Origin of the sequence: Pseudomonas sp. R4-35-07 (genome assembly GCF_003852235.1) — a bacterium.
Taxonomy (GTDB): domain Bacteria; phylum Pseudomonadota; class Gammaproteobacteria; order Pseudomonadales; family Pseudomonadaceae; genus Aquipseudomonas.
Map to the genome: position 1 here is coordinate 1,625,301 of NZ_CP027732.1, position 20,205 is coordinate 1,645,505.

17 protein-coding genes are annotated in these 20,205 nt (G+C 60.3%); 12 read left to right on the forward strand and 5 right to left on the reverse strand.

Going from position 1 to position 20,205, the window contains the following annotated elements; translation table 11 throughout:
- The first annotated feature begins 95 nt into the window (after window positions 1-95).
- Window positions 96-1,238 carry a 4-phosphoerythronate dehydrogenase PdxB gene (gene pdxB / locus C4J89_RS07435; protein ID WP_124414117.1) on the forward strand — a complete coding sequence of 381 codons (1,143 nt, stop codon included), beginning with the start codon at window positions 96-98 and terminating at the stop codon, window positions 1,236-1,238.
- Window positions 1,239-1,296: 58 nt separating this feature from the next.
- Here the strand turns inward: pdxB and C4J89_RS26885 are convergent, their stop codons facing one another.
- Window positions 1,297-1,464 carry a PA1571 family protein gene (locus C4J89_RS26885; protein ID WP_164484516.1) on the reverse strand — a complete coding sequence of 56 codons (168 nt, stop codon included), beginning with the start codon at window positions 1,462-1,464 and terminating at the stop codon, window positions 1,297-1,299.
- Window positions 1,465-1,709: 245 nt separating this feature from the next.
- Here C4J89_RS26885 and C4J89_RS07440 point away from each other — a divergent pair, with 245 nt between their 5' ends.
- Window positions 1,710-3,476: an ABC transporter transmembrane domain-containing protein gene (locus C4J89_RS07440; protein ID WP_124414118.1), complete on the forward strand. Its 1,767-nt coding sequence runs from the start codon at window positions 1,710-1,712 to the stop codon at window positions 3,474-3,476.
- Between the two features lie 132 nt (window positions 3,477-3,608).
- Here C4J89_RS07440 and C4J89_RS07445 read toward each other — a convergent pair whose 3' ends face one another.
- Entirely contained in the window at window positions 3,609-5,537 is a 1,929-nt protein-coding gene (locus C4J89_RS07445) for a transglycosylase SLT domain-containing protein (RefSeq protein ID WP_124361789.1), read from the reverse strand.
- Between the two features lie 213 nt (window positions 5,538-5,750).
- Between C4J89_RS07445 and C4J89_RS07450 the strand changes: the two genes are divergently transcribed.
- Window positions 5,751-7,670 (forward strand): ATP-binding cassette domain-containing protein, encoded by a 1,920-nt coding sequence (locus tag C4J89_RS07450; protein ID WP_124414119.1) that lies wholly within the window; start codon window positions 5,751-5,753, stop codon window positions 7,668-7,670.
- 183 nt (window positions 7,671-7,853) lie between these two features.
- Here the strand turns inward: C4J89_RS07450 and C4J89_RS07455 are convergent, their stop codons facing one another.
- Window positions 7,854-8,294: a universal stress protein gene (locus C4J89_RS07455; RefSeq protein ID WP_104502144.1), complete on the reverse strand. Its 441-nt coding sequence runs from the start codon at window positions 8,292-8,294 to the stop codon at window positions 7,854-7,856.
- Between the two features lie 105 nt (window positions 8,295-8,399).
- Here C4J89_RS07455 and C4J89_RS07460 point away from each other — a divergent pair, with 105 nt between their 5' ends.
- The 7 genes from C4J89_RS07460 to C4J89_RS07490 all read left to right on the forward strand — a co-directional run bounded on the left by C4J89_RS07460 (window position 8,400) and on the right by C4J89_RS07490 (window position 16,884).
- Entirely contained in the window at window positions 8,400-8,837 is a 438-nt protein-coding gene (locus tag C4J89_RS07460; RefSeq protein ID WP_124361791.1) for a hypothetical protein, read from the forward strand.
- A gap of 572 nt (window positions 8,838-9,409) precedes the next feature.
- Window positions 9,410-11,557 (forward strand): fatty acid oxidation complex subunit alpha FadB, encoded by a 2,148-nt coding sequence (fadB, locus tag C4J89_RS07465; RefSeq protein ID WP_124414120.1) that lies wholly within the window; start codon window positions 9,410-9,412, stop codon window positions 11,555-11,557.
- A gap of 29 nt (window positions 11,558-11,586) precedes the next feature.
- Complete coding sequence (fadA, locus tag C4J89_RS07470; protein WP_124361793.1) at window positions 11,587-12,762, forward strand: acetyl-CoA C-acyltransferase FadA; 1,176 nt, start codon at window positions 11,587-11,589, stop codon at window positions 12,760-12,762.
- A gap of 95 nt (window positions 12,763-12,857) precedes the next feature.
- Window positions 12,858-13,094 carry a DUF1653 domain-containing protein gene (locus C4J89_RS07475; RefSeq protein ID WP_124361794.1) on the forward strand — a complete coding sequence of 79 codons (237 nt, stop codon included), beginning with the start codon at window positions 12,858-12,860 and terminating at the stop codon, window positions 13,092-13,094.
- A gap of 114 nt (window positions 13,095-13,208) precedes the next feature.
- On the forward strand, window positions 13,209-15,830 hold the full coding sequence (topA, locus tag C4J89_RS07480) for a type I DNA topoisomerase (protein ID WP_124366269.1): 2,622 nt from the start codon (window positions 13,209-13,211) through the stop codon (window positions 15,828-15,830).
- A gap of 235 nt (window positions 15,831-16,065) precedes the next feature.
- Window positions 16,066-16,587, forward strand: coding sequence for a DUF6586 family protein (locus tag C4J89_RS07485; protein WP_124361796.1), 522 nt, complete (start codon window positions 16,066-16,068; stop codon window positions 16,585-16,587).
- Between the two features lie 63 nt (window positions 16,588-16,650).
- Window positions 16,651-16,884 (forward strand): hypothetical protein, encoded by a 234-nt coding sequence (locus C4J89_RS07490; protein ID WP_124361797.1) that lies wholly within the window; start codon window positions 16,651-16,653, stop codon window positions 16,882-16,884.
- 23 nt (window positions 16,885-16,907) lie between these two features.
- Here C4J89_RS07490 and sulA read toward each other — a convergent pair whose 3' ends face one another.
- Both sulA and lexA read right to left on the reverse strand, forming a co-directional pair.
- A complete protein-coding gene (gene sulA, locus C4J89_RS07495) occupies window positions 16,908-17,381 on the reverse strand; it encodes an SOS-induced cell division inhibitor SulA (RefSeq protein ID WP_124361798.1) in 474 nt (157 codons plus the stop codon).
- A gap of 10 nt (window positions 17,382-17,391) precedes the next feature.
- Window positions 17,392-18,000, reverse strand: coding sequence for a transcriptional repressor LexA (gene lexA / locus C4J89_RS07500; protein ID WP_003172575.1), 609 nt, complete (start codon window positions 17,998-18,000; stop codon window positions 17,392-17,394).
- Between the two features lie 263 nt (window positions 18,001-18,263).
- Between lexA and C4J89_RS07505 the strand changes: the two genes are divergently transcribed.
- Window positions 18,264-18,971 (forward strand): TetR/AcrR family transcriptional regulator, encoded by a 708-nt coding sequence (locus C4J89_RS07505; protein ID WP_124370034.1) that lies wholly within the window; start codon window positions 18,264-18,266, stop codon window positions 18,969-18,971.
- Between the two features lie 135 nt (window positions 18,972-19,106).
- Window positions 19,107-20,117, forward strand: a complete 1,011-nt coding sequence (nagZ, locus tag C4J89_RS07510; protein WP_124414121.1) for a beta-N-acetylhexosaminidase — start codon at window positions 19,107-19,109, stop codon at window positions 20,115-20,117.
- The last annotated feature ends 88 nt before the right edge of the window (window positions 20,118-20,205 follow it).

Here is a 20,205-nt window from a genome sequence, read left to right on the forward strand (position 1 = left end):
ACTAAACACACCAATCCCTGTGGGAGGGGGCAAGCCCCCTCCCACATCGGATCCTCACAAGGCTGTACACTGCTGATCCGCCAAAGGAGCCTGCCATGCTGATTGTTGCCGACGAAAATATTCCGCTGCTCGATGCATTCTTCCAGGGGTTTGGCGAGATTCGCCGCGTGCCCGGCCGTTCCATTGACCGCGCCACGGTCGAGCAGGCCGATGTGCTGCTGGTACGCTCGGTGACCAACGTCAACCGGGCTTTGCTCGAGGGCACGAAGGTGGGGTTTGTCGGCACCTGCACCATCGGCACCGATCATCTGGACCTCGATTACTTCAGGCAGGCCGGTATCCAGTGGTCCAGCGCACCCGGCTGCAATGCCCGGGGCGTGGTGGATTATGTGCTGGGCAGCTTGCAGACCCTGGCCGAAATCGAAGGCGCCGACCTCAGCCGGCGCACCTACGGCATCGTTGGCGCCGGCGAGGTCGGCGGGCGGCTGGTCAAGGTGCTCAAGGGCCTGGGCTGGAACGTGCTGGTGTGTGATCCGCCACGGCAGATCGCCGAAGACGCTGACTACGTGAGCCTGCAGCAGATTATCGAGCACTGCGATGTGATCAGCTTGCACACGCCGCTGACCAAGTCCGGCAATGGCTCCACCTGGCATCTGTTCGATCGCCAGCGCCTTGCGCAGCTCAAGCCCGGCACCTGGCTGATCAATGCCAGCCGAGGCGCGGTAGTGGACAACGCCGGGCTGCGCGACGTGTTGCTGGAGCGCGAAGACCTGCAAGCCGTGCTGGACGTGTGGGAAGGCGAGCCGCAGGTGGATGCCGACCTGGCTGACCTGTGCGTGCTGGCCACGCCGCATATCGCCGGCTACAGCCTTGACGGCAAGCAGCGCGGTACGGCGCAGATCTACCAGGCGTTCTGTGCGCACCTGGGCCAGGAACCGAGCATTCAATTGCGCGATTTGTTGCCGGCGCCATGGCTGGCCGAGGTGCACCTGAATGCCTCAACCGATCCGGCCTGGGCGCTGGCGACCTTGTGCCGCAGTGTGTACGACCCGCGCCGGGACGATGCGGATTTGCGTCGCAGCCTGGTAGGAACAGTAGAGGAGCAGCGCAAGGCATTCGACCTGTTGCGCAAGCATTACCCGGAGCGTCGTGAGATTGACGGCTTGAAGGTGCGCATCAATGGTGAGTCGGCAGCCCTTTCCAGCATCGTCGCCGCCCTGGGCGCCGAAGCGGTTTAACGCGCATAAAAAACCCGGCCACCTGGGCCGGGTTCGAAAGAGCGTGGGCGCTTGCGCCTTACTGGGCAGGCTTTACCAATTTATCTTCCAGTTCGCTGCATGCTTGCTGGATCATTTCTTCGGTGATCTGCACCTCGCGGCCCTTGGCGTCGATGTACGAGCACGGCAATAGCTGCGGCTGGCGGATCACTTCAATTTTGGCATCGCTGCTGTTTTGCAAGGTCATGGCCTGTCTCCTCATCAGGTTGTGTACCTACTTTAATTCCCCCGCGTGACCGAGCTATTACAACTCCATACACGACCATCGGTTCGAACACCCAGTCCACCAGAAACCGGCACATATTTCCAGATCAGTCTTAGACCGATAGCCTCTAGCGGCCTCTATCGGCGGGCATAATTAACCTGACTCATTGCTATTTGCTCAAGTTCCCCCAATGTTGATGAATAGATTCCTCATTGGTGAAGCCCTCCATGTTCTCTGTCCGTCAACGCCATGCGATTCGCATGGCCAGCCGCTTCATTGCGCCCTACCGCTGGCAGGCGCTGGGTGCCCTGCTGGCGCTGATCGTTACCGCCGGCATCACCTTGTCCATGGGGCAAGGTATCCGCCTGCTGGTCGACCAGGGTTTCATGACCCAGTCGCCGCACCTGCTCAATCAGTCCATCGCGCTGTTTATGGTGCTGGTGGTGGGCCTGGCGGTGGGCACGTTCGCGCGCTTCTACCTGGTGTCGTGGATTGGCGAGCGGGTGGTGGCGGACATTCGCCGGCAGGTGTTCAACCACCTGATCTACCTGCATCCGGGCTTCTACGAAAACAATCGCAGCTCGGAAATCCAGTCACGCCTGACCACCGACACCACCCTGCTGCAATCGGTGATCGGCTCATCGCTGTCGCTGTTCCTGCGCAATGCCCTGATGGTCATCGGCGGTATCGTGCTGTTGTTCATCACCAACCCCAAGCTCACCAGCATTGTCGTGGTGGCGTTGCCGCTGGTGCTGGCGCCGATCCTGATCTTTGGCCGGCGCGTGCGCAGCCTGTCGCGCCAGAGCCAGGACCGCATTGCCGATGTCGGCAGCTATGTGTCCGAGACCCTGGGCCAGATCAAGACCGTGCAGGCCTATAACCATCAGGTGCAGGACGAGCAGCGTTTCGCCCTGACCGTGGAAGACGCGTTTACCACCGCCCGAAAACGGATCCTGCAACGTTCCTGGCTGATTACCCTGGTGATCATGCTGGTGCTCGGTGCCGTGGGCGTGATGTTGTGGGTCGGCGGGATGGACGTGATCAGCGGGCGCATTTCCGGCGGTGAGCTGGCGGCGTTCGTGTTCTACAGCCTAATCGTCGGCAGCGCTGTCGGCACCTTGAGTGAAGTGCTTGGCGAGCTGCAGCGGGCTGCGGGTGCGGCGGAGCGAATTGGCGAACTGTTGCAGTCGAGCAACGACATCCAGGCGCCGGCCAGCGGTGGCGTACGGCTGCCGGAACGGGTCAGCGGGCGCATGGAGCTGCAAGACCTGCGCTTTTCCTACCCGTCACGGCCAGACAGCTACGCCATCGACGGCCTGAACCTGAGCGTCAACCCTGGCGAAACCCTCGCCTTGGTGGGACCTTCCGGCGCAGGCAAATCGACGCTCTTCGACTTGCTGCTGCGCTTCTATGACCCCCAGCACGGCCGCATCCTGCTCGAAGGGCAGCCGCTGACCGCACTCGACCCGCTGGACCTGCGCCGCCACTTCGCGCTGGTATCCCAAAGCCCGGCGCTGTTTTTTGGCAGCATCGAAGACAACATCCGCTACGGTAACCCGACGGCCACCCGCGCGCAGGTCGAAGCCGCAGCCCGCATCGCCCATGCCCATGACTTCATCCTGCAAATGCCCGATGGCTACCAGACCCACCTCGGCGACGGTGGCCTGGGCCTCTCCGGGGGGCAGCGGCAACGCCTGGCCATCGCACGCGCGTTGCTGGTGGACGCACCCATCCTGCTGCTGGACGAAGCCACCAGCGCCCTCGATGCCCAGAGCGAACACCTGATCCAGCAAGCCCTGCCGCAATTGATGCAGGGCCGCACCACCCTGGTGATTGCGCACCGCCTGGCCACGGTGAAGAACGCCGACCGGATCGCGGTGATGGACCAGGGCAAATTGGTAGCCGTGGGCACGCATCAGCAGTTGATTGCGAGCAATCCGCTGTATGCGCGGTTGGCGGCGTTGCAGTTCAGTGCAGATCACCAGCGCCAATAGCCTCCACAGAAATACAAATGTGGGAGGGGGCTTGCCCCCGATAGCGGTGGATCAGCAACAAAATTGCTGACTGACACTCTGCTATCGGGGGCAAGCCCCCTCCCACATTGGATATTCGGCAGATTCAGTGCCTTATTGGTCGTCGAAGTACCGCTCATGCCAATCCACCAACGGCTGCGGTGAATTGAGCTTCTGCCCGTAGATCACCGAATAAGACAGCACGTTCTGCACATACTGACGGGTCTCGTCGAACGGGATGCTTTCCACCCACACGTCGAAACTCAAGTGGTCCGCACCGCGTAGCCACTGACGCACGCGGCCGGGGCCGGCGTTGTAGGCGGCGGAGGCGAGCACGCGATTGCCGTTGAATTGGCTGTGCACCTGGCTCAGGTAAGCGGCGCCGAGCTGGATGTTTTTGTCCGGGTCCAGTACCTGGGCCGGGGAGGCGAGGGGAATGCTGAACTTGCGCGCGGTTTCCTTGGCCGTACCGGGCATCAGCTGCATCAGGCCGCTGGCGCCGACGCCGGAGCGGGCGTCGTCCATGAAGGCGCTTTCCTGGCGGGTAATCGCGAACACCCAGCTTGAATGCAGGCCGCGCACCTTGGCTTCGCGCACCAGAGTGTCGCGGTGGGCCATCGGGAAGCGGATGTCCAGATCGTCCCAATACTGCGCCTGGCTGATCGTGCGGATCGCCGGGAAGTACCACTTCATGTCGTAGGCCAGCTTCGCCTGCGCGACCATTTCGTCACGGTTGAAGTGACGGCTGACGTGGTACCACTCGCGGCGGCCATCGACGATCTGGCCACGGGCGTAGAACTCCAGGGCCCGGCGCACGCCTGGGGTATTGCGCACTTTATTGACCAGCGCCTGGCTCATCACCAGCGGCTTGTTGTTCAACTGGTAAGGGGTCTTGGAACGGTCCGCGGCGAGGAAACCGTAGAAATCGCGTTCCTTGGCCACGTTTTTATACAGCACCAACGCCTGCGGGTTTTTCGGTTCGGCCAATTCCAGGCTGCGTGCCTGCCAGTAGCGCCAGCGGTTGGTGGTGGCCAGATCCTGCGGCAGCTTGCGGGTCAACTGGTACGCATCTTCCCAGCGCGCCAAGCGCAACAGCAGGCGCAGGCGCCACTCGGAGACGGTGTTGTCGCGCAGCTCCGGGTCGTACTTGGTCATCACGTCCAACGCGCGAGGATCGTACCGGCGTGCCAGGGTCAGGCCGATTTCACGGGCGATCGAGACTTTTTCGTCACGGGAGAAGTGCATGCTGCTGGCGTAGCCGTCCAGCAGGGCCATGGCCTTGTCCGGGTCCTGGCGTGCGAGGCGACGCAGGCCCAGGCCTACGGCGTCAGACATGGCCTCGGTGGCCGGCAGGAAGCGCGACGGGTCGCTGAGCATATCGGGCTTTTGCGCCACGTCGATCATCAGGCGGCCTTGGGCGCCGAGCGTTGGCAGGGTTTTCACCAGGCTGTTGGCCAGCGCGTAGTTGCGCGCTTCGGCGGCGAGCTTGGCGCGGTCCCAGATTTTTTGTTCGGTCAGCTGACCGTCAGAGGCCCACTGGCCAAAGGTCGCATCACAGGCCGCCGGTTGGGTTTTACCGGTCATCCACAACTTTTCGGTGGTCTTGTAGCCTTCGGCCTTGAGGTTGTGGGTCAGTTGGAACTGGCCGTGCAGGCAGTCCAGCTCGACGAAATTGAGCTTGGCATCGTAGTACTTTTCAAAGGTCTGCCAGTCACCCCGTTCGGCCAGCCAGCGTAACCAGCGCAGCTTCATCCAGTTGGCCTGGGGCAGGTCGCCATTTTTGGCGAGGAACTGTTCGATTTCCTGGTTGCTCGCGGTTTTAAGACGCGCGGTCAGTTCGTCATAGGCCAGGTACGGCGTCAGCGGGTAGTCGGCCAGGGCCTGGCTGTATTGCATGTACGGGCCGCTGTCACCCTTGGCCAGGGCGCGTTTGGCTTCATCGTAATATTGACGTTGGGTGGTGAGGTCCACGGCCTGGGCAGATTGAACGGCGGTGGCGGAGAGAAGCAGGCAGGATAAAAAGTTGAAAAGGCGACTGCGCATGAGACGTCCGTGCAGAGAAATCACGACTAGCACCGGCACCGCCGACACTGATTGCCCCTAGCTTAGCCTTTTGCCAGCGGCCGGCGAAAGCTTTGCCGGCCGGTTGGTTCAAGTTCGCGGCAAATGTCCTGCAGAACGTGTCGGCAGCGAAAATGCTGGCCGCATCCCACCCTCAACTCAGGTAGAATGCGCGCCCAGTTTTTGGAGAAGTGTATGACCCTGCTCAAATTCAGCGATGTGTCCCTTGCTTTCGGCGCTATGCCGTTGTTGGACAAGGTGTCCTGGCAGATCGCCCGTGGTGAGCGGGTGTGCATCATCGGCCGCAACGGCACCGGCAAGTCCAGCATGATGAAGCTGGTAAAAGGCGACCAGAAGCCCGATGAAGGCTCTGTCTGGCGTGCCCCAGGCCTCAAGATCGGCGAATTGCCGCAGGAATTGCCGGTAGCCGACGAGCGGACAGTGTTCGACGTGGTTGCCGAAGGCCTGGACGGCGTGGGCGAATTGCTCGCGCAATACCATCACCTGGCGCAGAACTGCGTCACCGAAGCCGACCTGGACAAGCTGATGCACGTCCAGCAAGACCTCGAAGCCCGTGACGGCTGGCGCCTGCAGCAACTGGTGGACAGCACCCTGAGCCGCCTGCAATTGCCCGCCGACAAGACCCTCGCCCAATTGTCCGGCGGCTGGCGTCGGCGCGTGCTGCTGGCCCAGGCGTTGGTGTCCGAGCCGGATCTGCTGCTGCTCGACGAACCGACCAACCACCTGGACATCGGCGCTATCGCCTGGCTCGAAGAAGCCCTCAAGGATTTCCAGGGCGCCGTGCTGTTCATCACGCACGACCGGTCCTTCCTGCAGAACCTGGCCACGCGCATCCTGGAACTGGACCGCGGTGGCCTGATCGACTGGAACGGCGACTACGCCAGCTTCCTGGTGCACAAGGAAGCTGCACTCTCGGCTGAAGAGACCGCCAACGCCCTGTTCGACAAGAAGCTGGCCCAGGAAGAAGTCTGGATCCGCCAGGGTATCAAGGCGCGCCGCACCCGTAACGAAGGCCGCGTGCGCGCGTTGAAAGCGCTGCGGGTTGAGCGCAGCGAACGGCGTGAACGCACCGGCAAAGCCAATATCCAGCTCGATACCGCCGACAAGTCGGGCAAGCAGGTGATGGTGCTGGAGAACGTCAGCTTCCATCATCCGGACGGCCCGTTCCTGATCAAGGACTTCTCCATGGTCCTGGCGCGCGGTGACCGTATCGGCCTGCTGGGCGCCAACGGTACCGGCAAGACCACCTTGCTCAAGCTGATGCTCGGCGGTCTGCAGCCGACCAACGGCACGGTGGAAGAGGGCACGCGCATCGACGTGGCTTACTTCGATCAGCTGCGCCACCAGTTGGACCTGGAAAAAACCGTGATCGACAACGTTGCCGAAGGCCGCGATTTTATCGACATCGACGGCCAGAGCCGCCACGTACTCAGCTATCTGGGCGACTTCCTGTTCAGCCCGCAACGTGCACGTACGCCGGTGAAAGCCTTGTCCGGTGGCGAGCGTGCGCGCCTGCTGCTGGCCAAGCTGTTCAGCAAACCGGCGAACCTGCTGGTACTCGACGAACCGACCAACGACCTCGACGTGGAAACCCTCGAACTGCTGGAAGAGGTCTTGCTGACCTTCAACGGCACCGTACTGATGGTCAGCCACGACCGGGCATTCCTCGATAACGTGGTCACCAGCACCCTGGTCTTCGAAGGCGAGGGCAAGGTGCGCGAGTACGTCGGTGGTTATCAGGACTGGCTGCGCCAGGGCGGCTCGCCGCGCCTGCTGGGCGTAACCGAGAGCAAGTCCGGCAAGGCCGACTTGACCTCCGCAGTCGTCGCGCCCGTGGCCGCTGCTGCTCCGGCACCGGAAGCTGCACCCTCTGCGAAGAAAAAACTCAGCTACAAGCTGCAGCGCGAGCTGGAAGCGTTGCCGGGCGATATCGACGCCAAGGAACAACAGATCGCCGCGGTGGAAGCACAAATGGCTGACGCGGGTTTCTACCAGCGTCCGGCGGCGGAAACCGCTGCGGTCATCGCTTCCCTGGAGACATTGAACCAGGAGCTGGAAGCACTGGTTGAGCGTTGGGCCGAGCTGGATGGCTGAGTGATCGTCGCGCAATGAAAAAAGCCCGGCGCTCTTTTATGAGCGCCGGGCTTTTTTATATGAAATGCGGTCAACATGTGGGAGGGGGCTTGCTCCCGATAGCGGTGTATCAGTCACCAGATGTATCAACTGACAGACTGCTATCGGGGGCAAGCCCCCTCCCACATTGGATCTACGGCGTTCTTACGTATTTTTTACCAGCTTCACCGCCAGCACATCGCACGGCGCGCCGTGCAGTACATCATTGGCAGTAGAACCCAGCAACAACGCCAAACCGTGACGACCATGGCTACCCACCACGATCAAGTCGCAAGCCTTTTCCTTTGCCAAGTGGTGGATTTCCTGGCGCGGTTGGCCGTATGTCAGGTGGCAGTCTTCCTTTTTCAGGTGCGGGTATTTGAGAATCAAACGATCCAGGCGCTCCTTGGCCTGGTCAAATTGTTGTTGCTGCAACTGGGAAAGGTCCATCGGCACGTCACCGCCAAAGGCCATGGCCATGGGCTCGACGATATGCACCAACGACAGTATGGCGCCATTGGCCAATGCAGATTCCTGCGCGCGCTTGATCACTGGATCGCACTCTTCGGTCAGGTCGACGGCGACCAGAATATGTGTGTAGGGCATGGGGCGTTCCTCCAGGGGACTGCAATAAATTCAGTATGGCTGCTTTCGAGCGGATCGGCTTGCGTCAGATCAAATCCGCTCATCAGGAAATTCGGGGGTACACATATGACGGTCTGGATAGTGGTGTCAATCCTTGTGGTGGTTCTGAGCCCTCTGGCATGGCTGCGCCCGTCGCGCCATCAGAGCGGGCGCATGGCCCTGCGCATGGAGGCGCGCCGCATCGGGTTGGCCATGCAACTGGCGCCCCAGGAGTGGCCGCACTGGCTCAAACAAGAGCCGCCGAGCCCCTGCGCGCAGTATTGCCGGCCACGACGCGGCAGCACGCCGGCCCTCTGGAGTTACTGGCAGTTGGAGCCGGGGGTGTGGGTCAATCAATGGCGCGAGGTCTGCGTGGATGAAAGGTTGTTGCCGTATTTTTCGACGCTGCCGGCCAACGTGTACAAGGTCGAGGCCGACAAGCAAATGATCGCCTTGTATTGGGGCGAGAAGGGCGAGGCGAGCGTGTTGAAGGATATTGATGCGCTGCTCAAAGCCCTGGCCTGACATAACCCACTCATTGTAGGAGCGAGCTTGCTCGCGAAAAACCTGAGAGCGCCGCGTTAAAGCTGAGGTAGCTGCGTTATGGTTGGCGATTTTCGCGAGCAAGCTCGCTCCTACAGAAAAACCGGAACGCCGAGCAATAAAAAGCCCGACTCATCATCGGGCTGGAGTTGGCCAGGCAGGCCGGTAGATCTTCAAGTTGCCGTTAGCCTAGCCGCCAATCCGTTTCTGTACAGTGCTTTTCCGTATGTTTCCTATTATTGATCTTGTGAATAGTTAAATATTGACGGGTTGCTATCCTGCGCTTCGGGTTCTGAAATGACTGGAAAGTCGCGTTTTTCCTAGCCTTTGGAGCGATTGACAATTGCTCGGAATTGGATGAAGGTGGCGTACCCAAATCAAACGGGCGTATGAATTGAGCGTTTGTCCTACAGGCGACTCTGACATAACCCCGACTATCGCACTGGCGGGTGTGCCTGGCGGATTGGCGTGAGCATTGATGCAACTGTCAATGTCCAACCAGAGGCCAGCGTCCGGTGTGTACTGTTCAGCTTCCATATCGTGGAGATCAGTTGATGATTTACGAAGGTAAAGCCATCACGGTTAAGGCTCTTGAAAGTGGCATCGTCGAATTGAAATTCGACCTCAAGGGTGAGTCCGTCAACAAGTTCAACCGTCTAACCCTGAACGAACTGCGTCAGGCCGTAGACACCATCAAAGCAGATGCTTCGGTCAAGGGCGTGATCGTCTCCAGCGGCAAGGACGTGTTCATCGTCGGCGCTGACATCACCGAATTCGTCGACAACTTCAAGCTGCCCGATGCCGAGCTGGTGGCTGGCAACCTCGAAGCCAACAAGATTTTCAGCGATTTCGAAGACCTCAACGTACCCACCGTTGCTGCAATTAACGGTATCGCCCTGGGCGGCGGCCTGGAAATGTGCCTGGCGGCAGACTTTCGTGTCATGTCCGCTACCGCCAAGATCGGTCTGCCTGAAGTCAAGCTGGGCATCTACCCGGGCTTCGGCGGCACCGTGCGCCTGCCGCGCCTGATCGGTGCCGACAACGCCATCGAATGGATTGCCGCCGGCAAGGAAAACCGTGCTGAAGACGCGCTGAAAGTCGGTGCTGTCGATGCCGTGGTTGCCCCGGACAAACTGGCCGAAGCCGCGCTGAACCTGCTCAAGGGCGCCATCAGCGGCGAATTCGACTACAAGGCCAAGCGTCAGCCGAAGCTGGAAAAGATCAAGCTCAACGCCATCGAACAAATGATGTCGTTCGAAACCGCCAAAGGTTTCGTGGCAGGCCAAGCCGGCCCGAATTACCCGGCACCGGTCGAAGCGATCAAGACCATCCAGAAGGCCGCGAACTTCGGTCGCGACAAAGCCCTGGAAGTGGAAGCGGCAGGCTTCGTCAAATTGGCGAAAACCTCGGCTGCACAGAGCCTGATCGGCTTGTTCCTGAACGATCAGGAATTGAAGAAAAAGGCCAAGGCCTACGACGAAATCGCCAAGGACGTGAAACAGGCCGCCGTACTGGGCGCCGGTATCATGGGCGGCGGTATCGCTTACCAGTCGGCGTCCAAAGGCACGCCGATCCTGATGAAAGACATCAACGAGCACGGTATCGAGCAGGGCCTGGCGGAAGCCGCCAAACTGCTGGTGGGCCGCGTTGATAAGGGTCGTATGACCGCTGCGAAAATGGCTGAAGTGCTTAACGGCATTCGTCCTACGCTGTCCTACGGCGATTTCGGCCACGTCGACCTGGTCGTCGAAGCCGTTGTCGAGAACCCGAAGGTCAAGCAGGCGGTATTGGCTGAAGTCGAAGCCCAGGTCAAAGACGACACCATCCTGGCTTCCAACACCTCGACCATTTCCATCAGCTTGCTGGCCAAGGCCCTCAAGCGTCCGGAAAACTTCGTCGGCATGCACTTCTTCAACCCGGTGCACATGATGCCGCTGGTGGAAGTGATCCGTGGCGAGAAGTCCAGCGAGCTGGCTATTGCCACCACCGTTGCCTACGCCAAGAAAATGGGCAAGAACCCGATCGTGGTCAATGACTGCCCGGGCTTTTTAGTCAACCGCGTACTGTTCCCGTACTTTGGCGGTTTCGCCAAACTGGTCAGCGCCGGTGTGGACTTCGTGCGCATCGACAAGGTCATGGAAAAATTCGGCTGGCCAATGGGCCCGGCGTACCTGATGGACGTGGTCGGCATCGACACCGGCCACCACGGTCGCGACGTCATGGCTGAAGGCTTCCCGGACCGCATGAAAGACGACCGCCGCTCGGCGATCGACGCACTCTACGAAGCCAAGCGCCTGGGCCAGAAGAACGGCAAGGGCTTCTATGCCTACGAGGCTGACAAGAAGGGCAAGCAGAAGAAAGTGGCCGACCCGTCGGTGCACGAAGTACTCGCACCCGTCATCTACGAGCAGCGTGAGGTGTCCGATGAGGACATCATCAACTGGATGATGATCGCCCTGTGCCTGGAAACCGTACGTTGCCTGGAAGACGGCATCGTCGAGACCGCCGCCGAAGCCGATATGGGCCTGGTGTACGGTATTGGTTTCCCTCCGTTCCGTGGTGGTGCGCTGCGTTACATCGACTCGATCGGTGTGGCCGAGTTCGTTGCCCTGGCTGACAAATACGCTGATCTGGGCCCGCTGTACCACCCGACCGCGAAGCTGCGTGAAATGGCCAAGAATGGCCAGAGCTTCTTCGGTTAAGCGCCCAATCGACTAGAGCGAGAATATTTATGAGCTTGAATCCAAGAGACGTCGTGATCGTCGACTTCGGTCGTACGCCGATGGGCCGCTCCAAGGGCGGCATGCACCGCAACACCCGTGCCGAAGATATGTCGGCGCACCTGATCAGCAAGCTGCTGGAACGCAACGTCAAGGTTGACCCGAACGAAGTCGAAGACGTGATCTGGGGCTGTGTGAACCAGACCCTGGAGCAGGGCTGGAACATCGCGCGCATGGCCTCCTTGATGACCCAGATCCCGCACACTGCGGCCGGCCAGACCGTGAGCCGCCTGTGCGGTTCGTCGATGAGCGCGCTGCACACGGCCGCCCAGGCGATCATGACCGGTAACGGTGATGTGTTCGTGGTCGGCGGCGTCGAGCACATGGGCCACGTCAGCATGATGCACGGCGTCGACCCTAACCCGCACATGTCGCTGTATGCGGCGAAAGCCTCGGGCATGATGGGCCTCACCGCAGAAATGCTCGGCAAGATGCACGGCATTACCCGCGAGGCCCAGGACGCGTTCGGCCTGCGCTCCCACCAACTCGCCCACAAGGCGACCGTGGAAGGCAAGTTCAAGGATGAAATCATCCCGATGAACGGCTATGACGAGAACGGTTTCCTGAAGTTGTTCGACTACGACGAAACCATTCGTCCGGACACCACCCTGGAAAGCCTGGCGGCGCTCAAGCCGGCGTTCAATCCCAAGGGCGGCACCGTGACTGCCGGTACGTCGTCGCAAATCACCGACGGTGCTTCGTGCATGATCGTGATGTCGGCGCAACGTGCCCAGGACCTGGGAATCCAGCCGCTGGCGGTGATCCGCTCGATGGCCGTGGCGGGTGTGGACCCGGCGATCATGGGCTATGGTCCAGTACCGGCCACACAAAAAGCCTTGAAGCGCGCGGGCCTGACCATCTCCGATATCGACTTCTTCGAGCTTAACGAAGCTTTCGCCGCACAGGCCCTGCCAGTGTTGAAAGATCTGAAAGTACTCGACAAGATGAATGAGAAGGTTAACCTGCACGGCGGCGCGATTGCCCTGGGCCACCCATTCGGTTGCTCCGGTGCCCGCATCTCCGGCACATTGCTGAACGTGATGAAGCAAAATGGCGGTAACCTTGGGGTTGCAACCATGTGCATTGGTCTCGGCCAAGGCATTACCACCGTCTTCGAACGCGTCTAAGCGTTGGGTTGACGGAAGCCGGGGCCCAGTGCCCCGGTTTTTGTTTTTTGGAATTTTTAATTTTTTTTCAATAAATTTTGTAAGAGGGCCAGAGCATGAAAGTCGAACCCGGGCTCTACCAGCATTACAAGGGGCCGCAGTACCGCGTTTTCAGCGTGGCGCAGCACTCCGAGACCGAAGAAGAAATGGTGTTCTACCAAGCACTGTATGGCGATTACGGCTTTTGGGTACGCCCGTTGAGCATGTTCCTGGAGACCGTCGAGGTTGACGGCGAGCAGGTCCCGCGCTTTGCTTTGGTCCAGGCCGAACCCAGTCTTTTTAAAGGGCAATAACGGCGGGTCGCGCAAAATGCTGCGCTTGACCTCACCTTGTTGCCACTATATATAGCGTTGCCGCGACAGGCGCCAACTGCCTTTCACTTCTCGAATTCAGGAATTTTCCGATCCATGGGCAAATCGCTGGTCATTGTGGAATCCCCGGCTAAGGCCAAGACCATCAACAAGTACTTGGGCAACGAGTACGTGGTGAAGTCGAGTATCGGCCATATCCGAGACCTGCCCACCAGCGGTTCGGCTAGCGCCAGCAAGGAGCCTGCCGCCAAGCGCGGCAAGGCGGCCGCGGGCGAAGGTCCGGTGCTCACGCCTAAAGAGAAAGCGCGCAAGCAGCTGGTCTCGCGCATGGGTGTGGACCCGGATCATGGCTGGAAGGCCAAGTACGAAATCCTTCCGGGCAAGGAAAAGGTCATCGAAGAGCTGCGCCGGCTCGCCAAAGATGCCGACACCATCTATCTCGCGACGGACTTGGACCGCGAAGGGGAAGCCATTGCGTGGCACCTGCGCGAAGCCATCGGCGGTGATGACAGCCGCTACAAGCGCGTGGTGTTCAACGAAATCACCAAGAAAGCCATCCAGGAAGCCTTCTCCAAGCCGGGCGAGCTGGACATCGACCGCGTCAACGCCCAGCAGGCGCGGCGCTTCCTCGACCGCGTCGTGGGCTACATGGTCTCGCCGCTGCTGTGGGCAAAAATCGCCCGTGGCCTGTCCGCCGGCCGTGTGCAGTCGGTGGCGGTGAAGCTGGTGGTGGAGCGTGAGCGTGAGATTCGTGCGTTCAACCCCGAAGAATATTGGGAAGTCCACGCTGACCTCGGCACTGCCAAGGGCAACAACGTGCGCTTTGAAGTGGCCCGCGAGAAAGGCGAGGCCTTCAAACCGCTGAACGAAGCCCAGGCCATGGCCGCGCTGGAGAAGCTCAAGGCCTCCAGCTACAGCATCGTCAAGCGCGAAGACAAGCCGACCAGCAGCAAGCCGTCGGCACCGTTCATCACCTCCACCCTGCAGCAGGCCGCGAGCAACCGCCTGGGCTTCGGTGTGAAGAAAACCATGATGATGGCCCAGCGTCTGTACGAAGCCGGCTACATCACTTACATGCGTACCGACTCCACCAACCTGTCGCAAGACGCGGTGGCGATGGCGCGTACTTATATCGAAAGCGAGTTCGGCAAGAAGTACCTGCCGGAAAAGCCAAACGTCTACAGCAGCAAGGAAGGCGCCCAGGAGGCTCACGAAGCGATTCGTCCTTCCGATGCCAACACCGAGCCGAGCAAGCTGAGCGGCATGGAGCGCGACGCCGAGCGCCTCTACGAGCTGATCTGGCGCCAGTTCCTGGCCTGCCAGATGCTGCCGGCGCAATACCTGTCCACCACCGTCAGCGTGGGGGCGGGCGACTTTGAGCTGCGTGCCAAGGGCCGGATCCTCAAGTTCGACGGTTATACCCGTGTAATGCCGCAAATCGCCAAGCCTGGCGACGACGATGTGCTACCGGACATGGCTCAGGGCGATACGTTGAAGCTGATCAAGCTTGACCCGTCCCAGCACTTCACCAAGCCGCCGGCGCGTTATTCGGAAGCCAGCCTGGTGAAAGAGATGGAGAAACGCGGCATCGGTCGTCCTTCTACCTATGCGGCGATCATCTCTACCATCCAGGACCGTGGCTACGTGGCGCTGCACAACCGCCGCTTCTATTCGGAAAAAATGGGTGACATCGTCACCGAGCGTCTGTCCGAGAGTTTCTCCAACCTGATGGACTACGGCTTCACCGCCGGCATGGAAGAGAACCTCGATGACGTGGCCCAGGGCGAACGCGACTGGAAGAGCGTGCTGGACGAGTTCTACGGCGACTTCAAGAAAAAACTCGAAGTGGCCGAGAGCCCTGAGAGCGGTATGCGTGCCAACCAGCCGGTCATGACCGACATTCCGTGCCTCACCTGCGGCCGGCCGATGCAGATTCGTACAGCGTCCACCGGCGTGTTCCTGGGGTGCTCGGGCTACAGCCTGCCGCCCAAAGAGCGCTGCAAGGCCACCGTCAACCTGGTGCCGGGCGATGAAATCGCGGCGGATGACGAGGGTGAATCCGAATCGCTGGTGTTGCGTGGCAAGCACCGTTGCCCGATCTGCAGCACGGCGATGGACGCTTACCTGCTGGATGAAAAGCATAAGCTGCACATCTGCGGTAACAACCCGGATTGCAACGGTTACGAGATTGAAGAGGGCACCTACCGCATCAAAGGCTACGAAGGTCCGAGCCTGGAGTGCGACAAGTGCGGCAGCGAGATGCAGCTCAAGACCGGCCGTTTCGGCAAGTTCTTCGGTTGCACCAACCCAACCTGCAAGAACACCCGCAAACTGCTGAAGAGCGGTGACGCGGCGCCGCCGAAGATGGACCCGGTGAAGATGCCTGAACTCAAGTGCGAGAAGGTCAACGACACCTACATCCTGCGCGACGGTGCTTCGGGCCTGTTCCTGGCGGCCAGCCAGTTCCCGAAAAACCGCGAGACCCGTGCCCCGCTGGTGCTGGAAATCGTACCGCACAAGGATGAGATCGATCCGAAGTACCACTTCCTGTGTGAAGCGCCGAAGAAGGACCCGGATGGTCGCCCAGCCGTGATCCGCTATAGCCGCAAAACCAAGGAGCAGTACGTGCAGACCGAAGTCGACGGCAAGCCTACCGGCTGGAAAGCGTTCTACGACGGCGGCAAGTGGAAGGTCGAGGACAAGCGCCAGGGCGCTTGATAGTCCAATGTGGGAGGGGGCTTGCTCCCGATAGCGGTGTATCAGTCAACATACCTATGACTGATGCATCGCCATCGGGAGCAAGCCCCCTCCCACATTTGGATCTGCCTAATGGCACTTGCAGTTAACGATGACGCGAGAAATCTGATACACAGTGGTGCTCTCAGGTTTTTCGCGAGCAAGCTCGCTCCTACACAGCCAGCATCACGCCTCATTCGTTGTGGAGATTGCCGTCATGGCCAACGAACTCTATACCCGTACCAACCAGAAAATTTACTTCGCGGGGTTGTCCCTGGAAGCCCTTGGTCGTGCCGAGGCGGGCAAGGAGATGAATGCTATCGCGCTGGTCCAGGCGGGGCGTGAAGCCGCTCTGTTTCACCTGTACGGCGCCTTGCTGGGGTTATGCCATGAAATCGCCGGGTTCTACCGCTTGCCCCAGGCCGGTTCGCCCCGCGCGGAAATGATCATGGCCCGAGACGTGCTGGAAACCATGGCTATCCCGGAATTGGCCGAGCTGGTGGAAATGGCCCAGAGCCCGGACAGTTGGGTAGCCCGCCTGCTCAAGGCGCACGCCGACATGTTCCAACCGCCCCGCGTTCCCCATGTACCCAAGGGGGATGTGACGCAGCCATTGATCGTGGCGGTTGCATTGGAGGCGGATGAGCCCAAGCCTTTGAGCCGTGAAGAGCTGGAAAGCTGGCGTCAGGAACTGAAAAAGCTGGCGTTGCGCTTTCGCGAAGGTTTGAGCGAGTGCTGAGCGGGCACGCCTGCACGCGACAACACTGATATAATCCCGCGCTTTCGTGGAGAACAGACTTTTATGCCAACGTCCTTTCTGGAAATTGTTGAACTGCCTGACGGCCGAATCGAGCTGCGTCGGGCCGAGGACGAAGGTTCTCTGGTCATTCTGGACTTTTCCGAAGACGCAAAAGCGTTCCTGCAAGGCCAGCATGTGGAAGTGGCTAAAGCGATGTTGAGCGTTGGCGTGCAAATGGCCGGTCGCCTGGCTGAAGGCGAGCCGGAGAAGGAAGATGGCCCAAAGGTTCTTCACTGAGCCCTGGGTAACCCGCTCACTTCTTACCCCAGTCGAATATTCAAGCTCTGCGCATCGCCCGTGTGCGCGGCGCTGATCAGCTGCTGCTTGGCCGTTGCATTCAACGGGTTCAGCCAGCTCACCACCGTATGGCTACGGCCCAGGCGCAAAGCTTCGCAGGTCAACTGCTGGGCACTTTGCGTGCCCCGTGGCTGCAGCAACAGAATACGCTCACGGTTGAGGCCGGCATCCCGCAGCCAAGCCTGGGTCAGGCTGGCGGGCGGGGCGATCAGCGTCAACCAGCGCGCGTCCTGCTCCTCACTGAGTTCGCGCAGGATCGGCGCCAGCAGGCTCAAGCAGCTCCCGGCAGCCCCACGCAACGACAATTCACTGAATACCTCAGGTTCGCAGCTCCACGGCGCTTCGACCGTTTCCTTGAGGATGGGCGCAAGGGGTTGAGCCATAAAGGCCTCGAACAGCGACAGTTGTGTGTGTTGTGGGGTGTGCAAGAGCTGCATGATGTCTCCTTTAGCGGCGAATGACGCCGACACTCAAGCCTTCGATCACCAGGTCCTGGTCTTTGAGGTTCACTTCAATCGGCGCGAACTCCGGGTTTTCGGCCAGGAGCCAGACCTTGCTGCCTTCACGCTTGAAGCGCTTGACGGTGACTTCATCGCCGATCCGCGCCACGACGATCTGGCCATTGCGGGCTTCGCGGGTGGTGTGAACGGCCAACAGGTCGCCATCGAAAATACCCACGTCCTTCATGCTCATGCCGTGCACCCGTAACAGGTAATCGGCGCGCGGATGGAAGAAGGTCGGGTTGATGTTGCAGGATTCCTCGACGTGCTGTTGCGCCAGGATCGGCGCACCCGCGGCCACTCGACCGATGATCGGCAGTGTCGATTCGTCGGCCTTGGCTTCGAAGCCAGGGATGCGAATACCGCGCGAAGCCCCTGGGGTCATCTCGATCGCGCCTTTGCGCGCGAGGGCCTTGAGGTGTTCTTCGGCAGCATTGGGAGACTTGAAACCCAGCTCCAGCGCAATTTCGGCGCGTGTCGGTGGGTAACCGTTGTCATCAAGGCAGCGCTTGATAAAAGCCAGAATCTCAGCTTGGCGTGGCGTCAGTTTTAGCATGTTGATCGCTCTGTCTTTTTATACAGTGACTGGGATTATATACAGTGAACGGCGCTTGGCAATGATCCTTTTGAACGACTCCGCTGGACGGTCATCCATCATCCGTATTGGGGGGCAGCTATAGCACCGCCTACAGGCCATGAAAGATGTGATTAAATAGCGACGAAATAGATGACTGCCCGGCCGGAAAACGGACCCGCAGGCTTGACAAGACATACCCTGAAACGTATGTTTCAAACAAGTGTTTGTCAGGCGGAGTAGCCATGGCCCAGTCGGAAACCGTTGAACGCATTCTCGATGCTGCCGAGCAATTGTTCGCGGAAAAAGGATTTGCTGAAACTTCATTGCGGCTGATCACCAGCAAGGCTGGGGTCAACCTCGCTGCCGTGAACTACCATTTCGGCTCGAAGAAAGCGCTGATCCAAGCGGTGTTCTCGCGCTTCCTGGGGCCGTTCTGCGCCAGTCTCGACCGCGAACTGGAGCGCCGCCAGGCCAAGGCGGATAACAAGCCAAGCCTGGAAGAGCTTTTGGAGATCCTGGTCGAGCAAGCCCTGGTGGTTCAACCGCGCAGCGGCAACGACCTATCTATCTTCATGCGTCTATTGGGCCTGGCGTTCAGTCAGAGCCAGGGCCACCTGCGTCGTTACCTGGAAGACATGTACGGCAAGGTGTTTCGTCGCTATATGTTGTTGGTCAATGAAGCTGCCCCGCGTATCCCACCCATCGAGCTGTTCTGGCGGGTGCACTTCATGCTCGGCGCTGCGGCCTTCAGCATGTCCGGGATCAAGGCACTGCGCGCGATTGCCGAGACCGATTTCGGCGTCAACACCTCCATCGAGCAGGTGATGCGCCTGATGGTGCCATTCCTCGCCGCCGGCATGCGCGCTGAAACCGGTGTGACCGATCAGGCCATGGCGGTGGCTCAATTGCGCCCGCGCAGCAAGTCCACACCCAGCCTCGCCAAGGTTTGACCGCTGCGGGTGTGCGCGGCCGCTTGCATCCGCTAAGCTAGCCGCCATGCCGATTTCAGCTATTTACGCGCAACCCGTCGTGCTTACCGTAACCGGTAGGGATGACGGGTTGTGCGCGTTATTTAAGGAAGGTTTATGACTGCTGCCCTGCAAGGTTCTTTGATGGTCGACGTTGCCGGTACCTGGCTGACGGCCGAGGACCGCCATCTGTTGCGCCAACCTGAAGTCGGCGGCTTGATCATCTTTGCGCGCAATATCGAACACCCGCGCCAGGTCCGCGAATTGAGCGCGGCGATTCGTGCGGTGCGCCCGGACCTGCTGCTGGCGGTCGACCAGGAAGGCGGCCGGGTGCAGCGCCTGCGCCAGGGGTTCGTGCGCTTGCCGGCCATGCGCGCGCTGGCGGATAACCCCAACGCCGAGTACCTGGCCGAACAATGTGGCTGGATCATGGCCACCGAAGTACTCGCCGTGGGCCTGGACCTCAGCTTCGCCCCAGTGCTCGACCTGGATTACCAGCGCAGCGCCGTGGTCGGTACCCGCTCGTTCGAAGGCGACCCCGAGCGCGCCGCCTTACTAGCCGGTGCCTTTATCCGCGGCATGAACAGCGCGGGCATGGCCGCCACCGGCAAGCACTTTCCGGGTCACGGTTGGGCCGAGGCCGATTCCCACGTCGCGATTCCCAACGACGAGCGCAGCCTGGAACAGATTCGCGCCAATGACCTGGTGCCTTTCGCACGCCTGAGCAAGCAATTGGCCGCCGTGATGCCCGCGCATGTGATCTACCCGCAAGTGGACAGCCAGCCCGCCGGCTTCTCACGCCGCTGGTTGCAGGACATCCTGCGCGGTGAGCTGCAGTTCGACGGGGTGATTTTCAGTGATGACCTGTCCATGGCCGGTGCCCATGTGGTGGGTGATGCGGCCAGTCGGATCGAGGCGGCACTCACTGCTGGTTGTGACATGGGGCTGGTGTGCAATGACCGCGCGGCTGCCGAGCTTGCACTGACTGCAGCCCAGCGAATGAAGGTCACGCCTTCGGCTCGCATTGCGCGTATGCGGGGGCAGGCGGTTGCATCGACTGATTACAAACAGGATCCACGCTGGCTGACGGCCCTCACAGCGTTGCGAGACGCTCAACTGATTGAATAAACGTCGCCTGTGCTGTTAAAGAGGCTTGGTGTAGGAAGCGTCCGAATGTGGCTGTGGTTGTCTCTTACCGCAGTGTAGGAGTTGCCCT

Excerpts from the sequence above, each read along its gene's own strand:
- C4J89_RS07445 (WP_124361789.1), bottom strand. The coding sequence starts at position 5,537 with ATGCGCAGTCGCCTTTTCAACTTTTTATCCTGCCTGCTTCTCTCCGCC.
- C4J89_RS07485 (WP_124361796.1), top strand. The coding sequence starts at position 16,066 with ATGGCCAACGAACTCTATACCCGTACCAACCAGAAAATTTACTTCGCG.
- fadA (WP_124361793.1), top strand. The coding sequence starts at position 11,587 with ATGAGCTTGAATCCAAGAGACGTCGTGATCGTCGACTTCGGTCGTACG.
- C4J89_RS07505 (WP_124370034.1), top strand. The coding sequence starts at position 18,264 with ATGGCCCAGTCGGAAACCGTTGAACGCATTCTCGATGCTGCCGAGCAA.
- C4J89_RS07490 (WP_124361797.1), top strand. The coding sequence starts at position 16,651 with ATGCCAACGTCCTTTCTGGAAATTGTTGAACTGCCTGACGGCCGAATC.
- pdxB (WP_124414117.1), top strand. The coding sequence starts at position 96 with ATGCTGATTGTTGCCGACGAAAATATTCCGCTGCTCGATGCATTCTTC.
- nagZ (WP_124414121.1), top strand. The coding sequence starts at position 19,107 with ATGACTGCTGCCCTGCAAGGTTCTTTGATGGTCGACGTTGCCGGTACC.
- fadB (WP_124414120.1), top strand. The coding sequence starts at position 9,410 with ATGATTTACGAAGGTAAAGCCATCACGGTTAAGGCTCTTGAAAGTGGC.
- topA (WP_124366269.1), top strand. The coding sequence starts at position 13,209 with ATGGGCAAATCGCTGGTCATTGTGGAATCCCCGGCTAAGGCCAAGACC.
- C4J89_RS26885 (WP_164484516.1), bottom strand. The coding sequence starts at position 1,464 with ATGACCTTGCAAAACAGCAGCGATGCCAAAATTGAAGTGATCCGCCAG.
- sulA (WP_124361798.1), bottom strand. The coding sequence starts at position 17,381 with ATGCAGCTCTTGCACACCCCACAACACACACAACTGTCGCTGTTCGAG.
- lexA (WP_003172575.1), bottom strand. The coding sequence starts at position 18,000 with ATGCTAAAACTGACGCCACGCCAAGCTGAGATTCTGGCTTTTATCAAG.
- C4J89_RS07440 (WP_124414118.1), top strand. The coding sequence starts at position 1,710 with ATGTTCTCTGTCCGTCAACGCCATGCGATTCGCATGGCCAGCCGCTTC.
- C4J89_RS07475 (WP_124361794.1), top strand. The coding sequence starts at position 12,858 with ATGAAAGTCGAACCCGGGCTCTACCAGCATTACAAGGGGCCGCAGTAC.
- C4J89_RS07455 (WP_104502144.1), bottom strand. The coding sequence starts at position 8,294 with ATGCCCTACACACATATTCTGGTCGCCGTCGACCTGACCGAAGAGTGC.
- C4J89_RS07460 (WP_124361791.1), top strand. The coding sequence starts at position 8,400 with ATGACGGTCTGGATAGTGGTGTCAATCCTTGTGGTGGTTCTGAGCCCT.
- C4J89_RS07450 (WP_124414119.1), top strand. The coding sequence starts at position 5,751 with ATGACCCTGCTCAAATTCAGCGATGTGTCCCTTGCTTTCGGCGCTATG.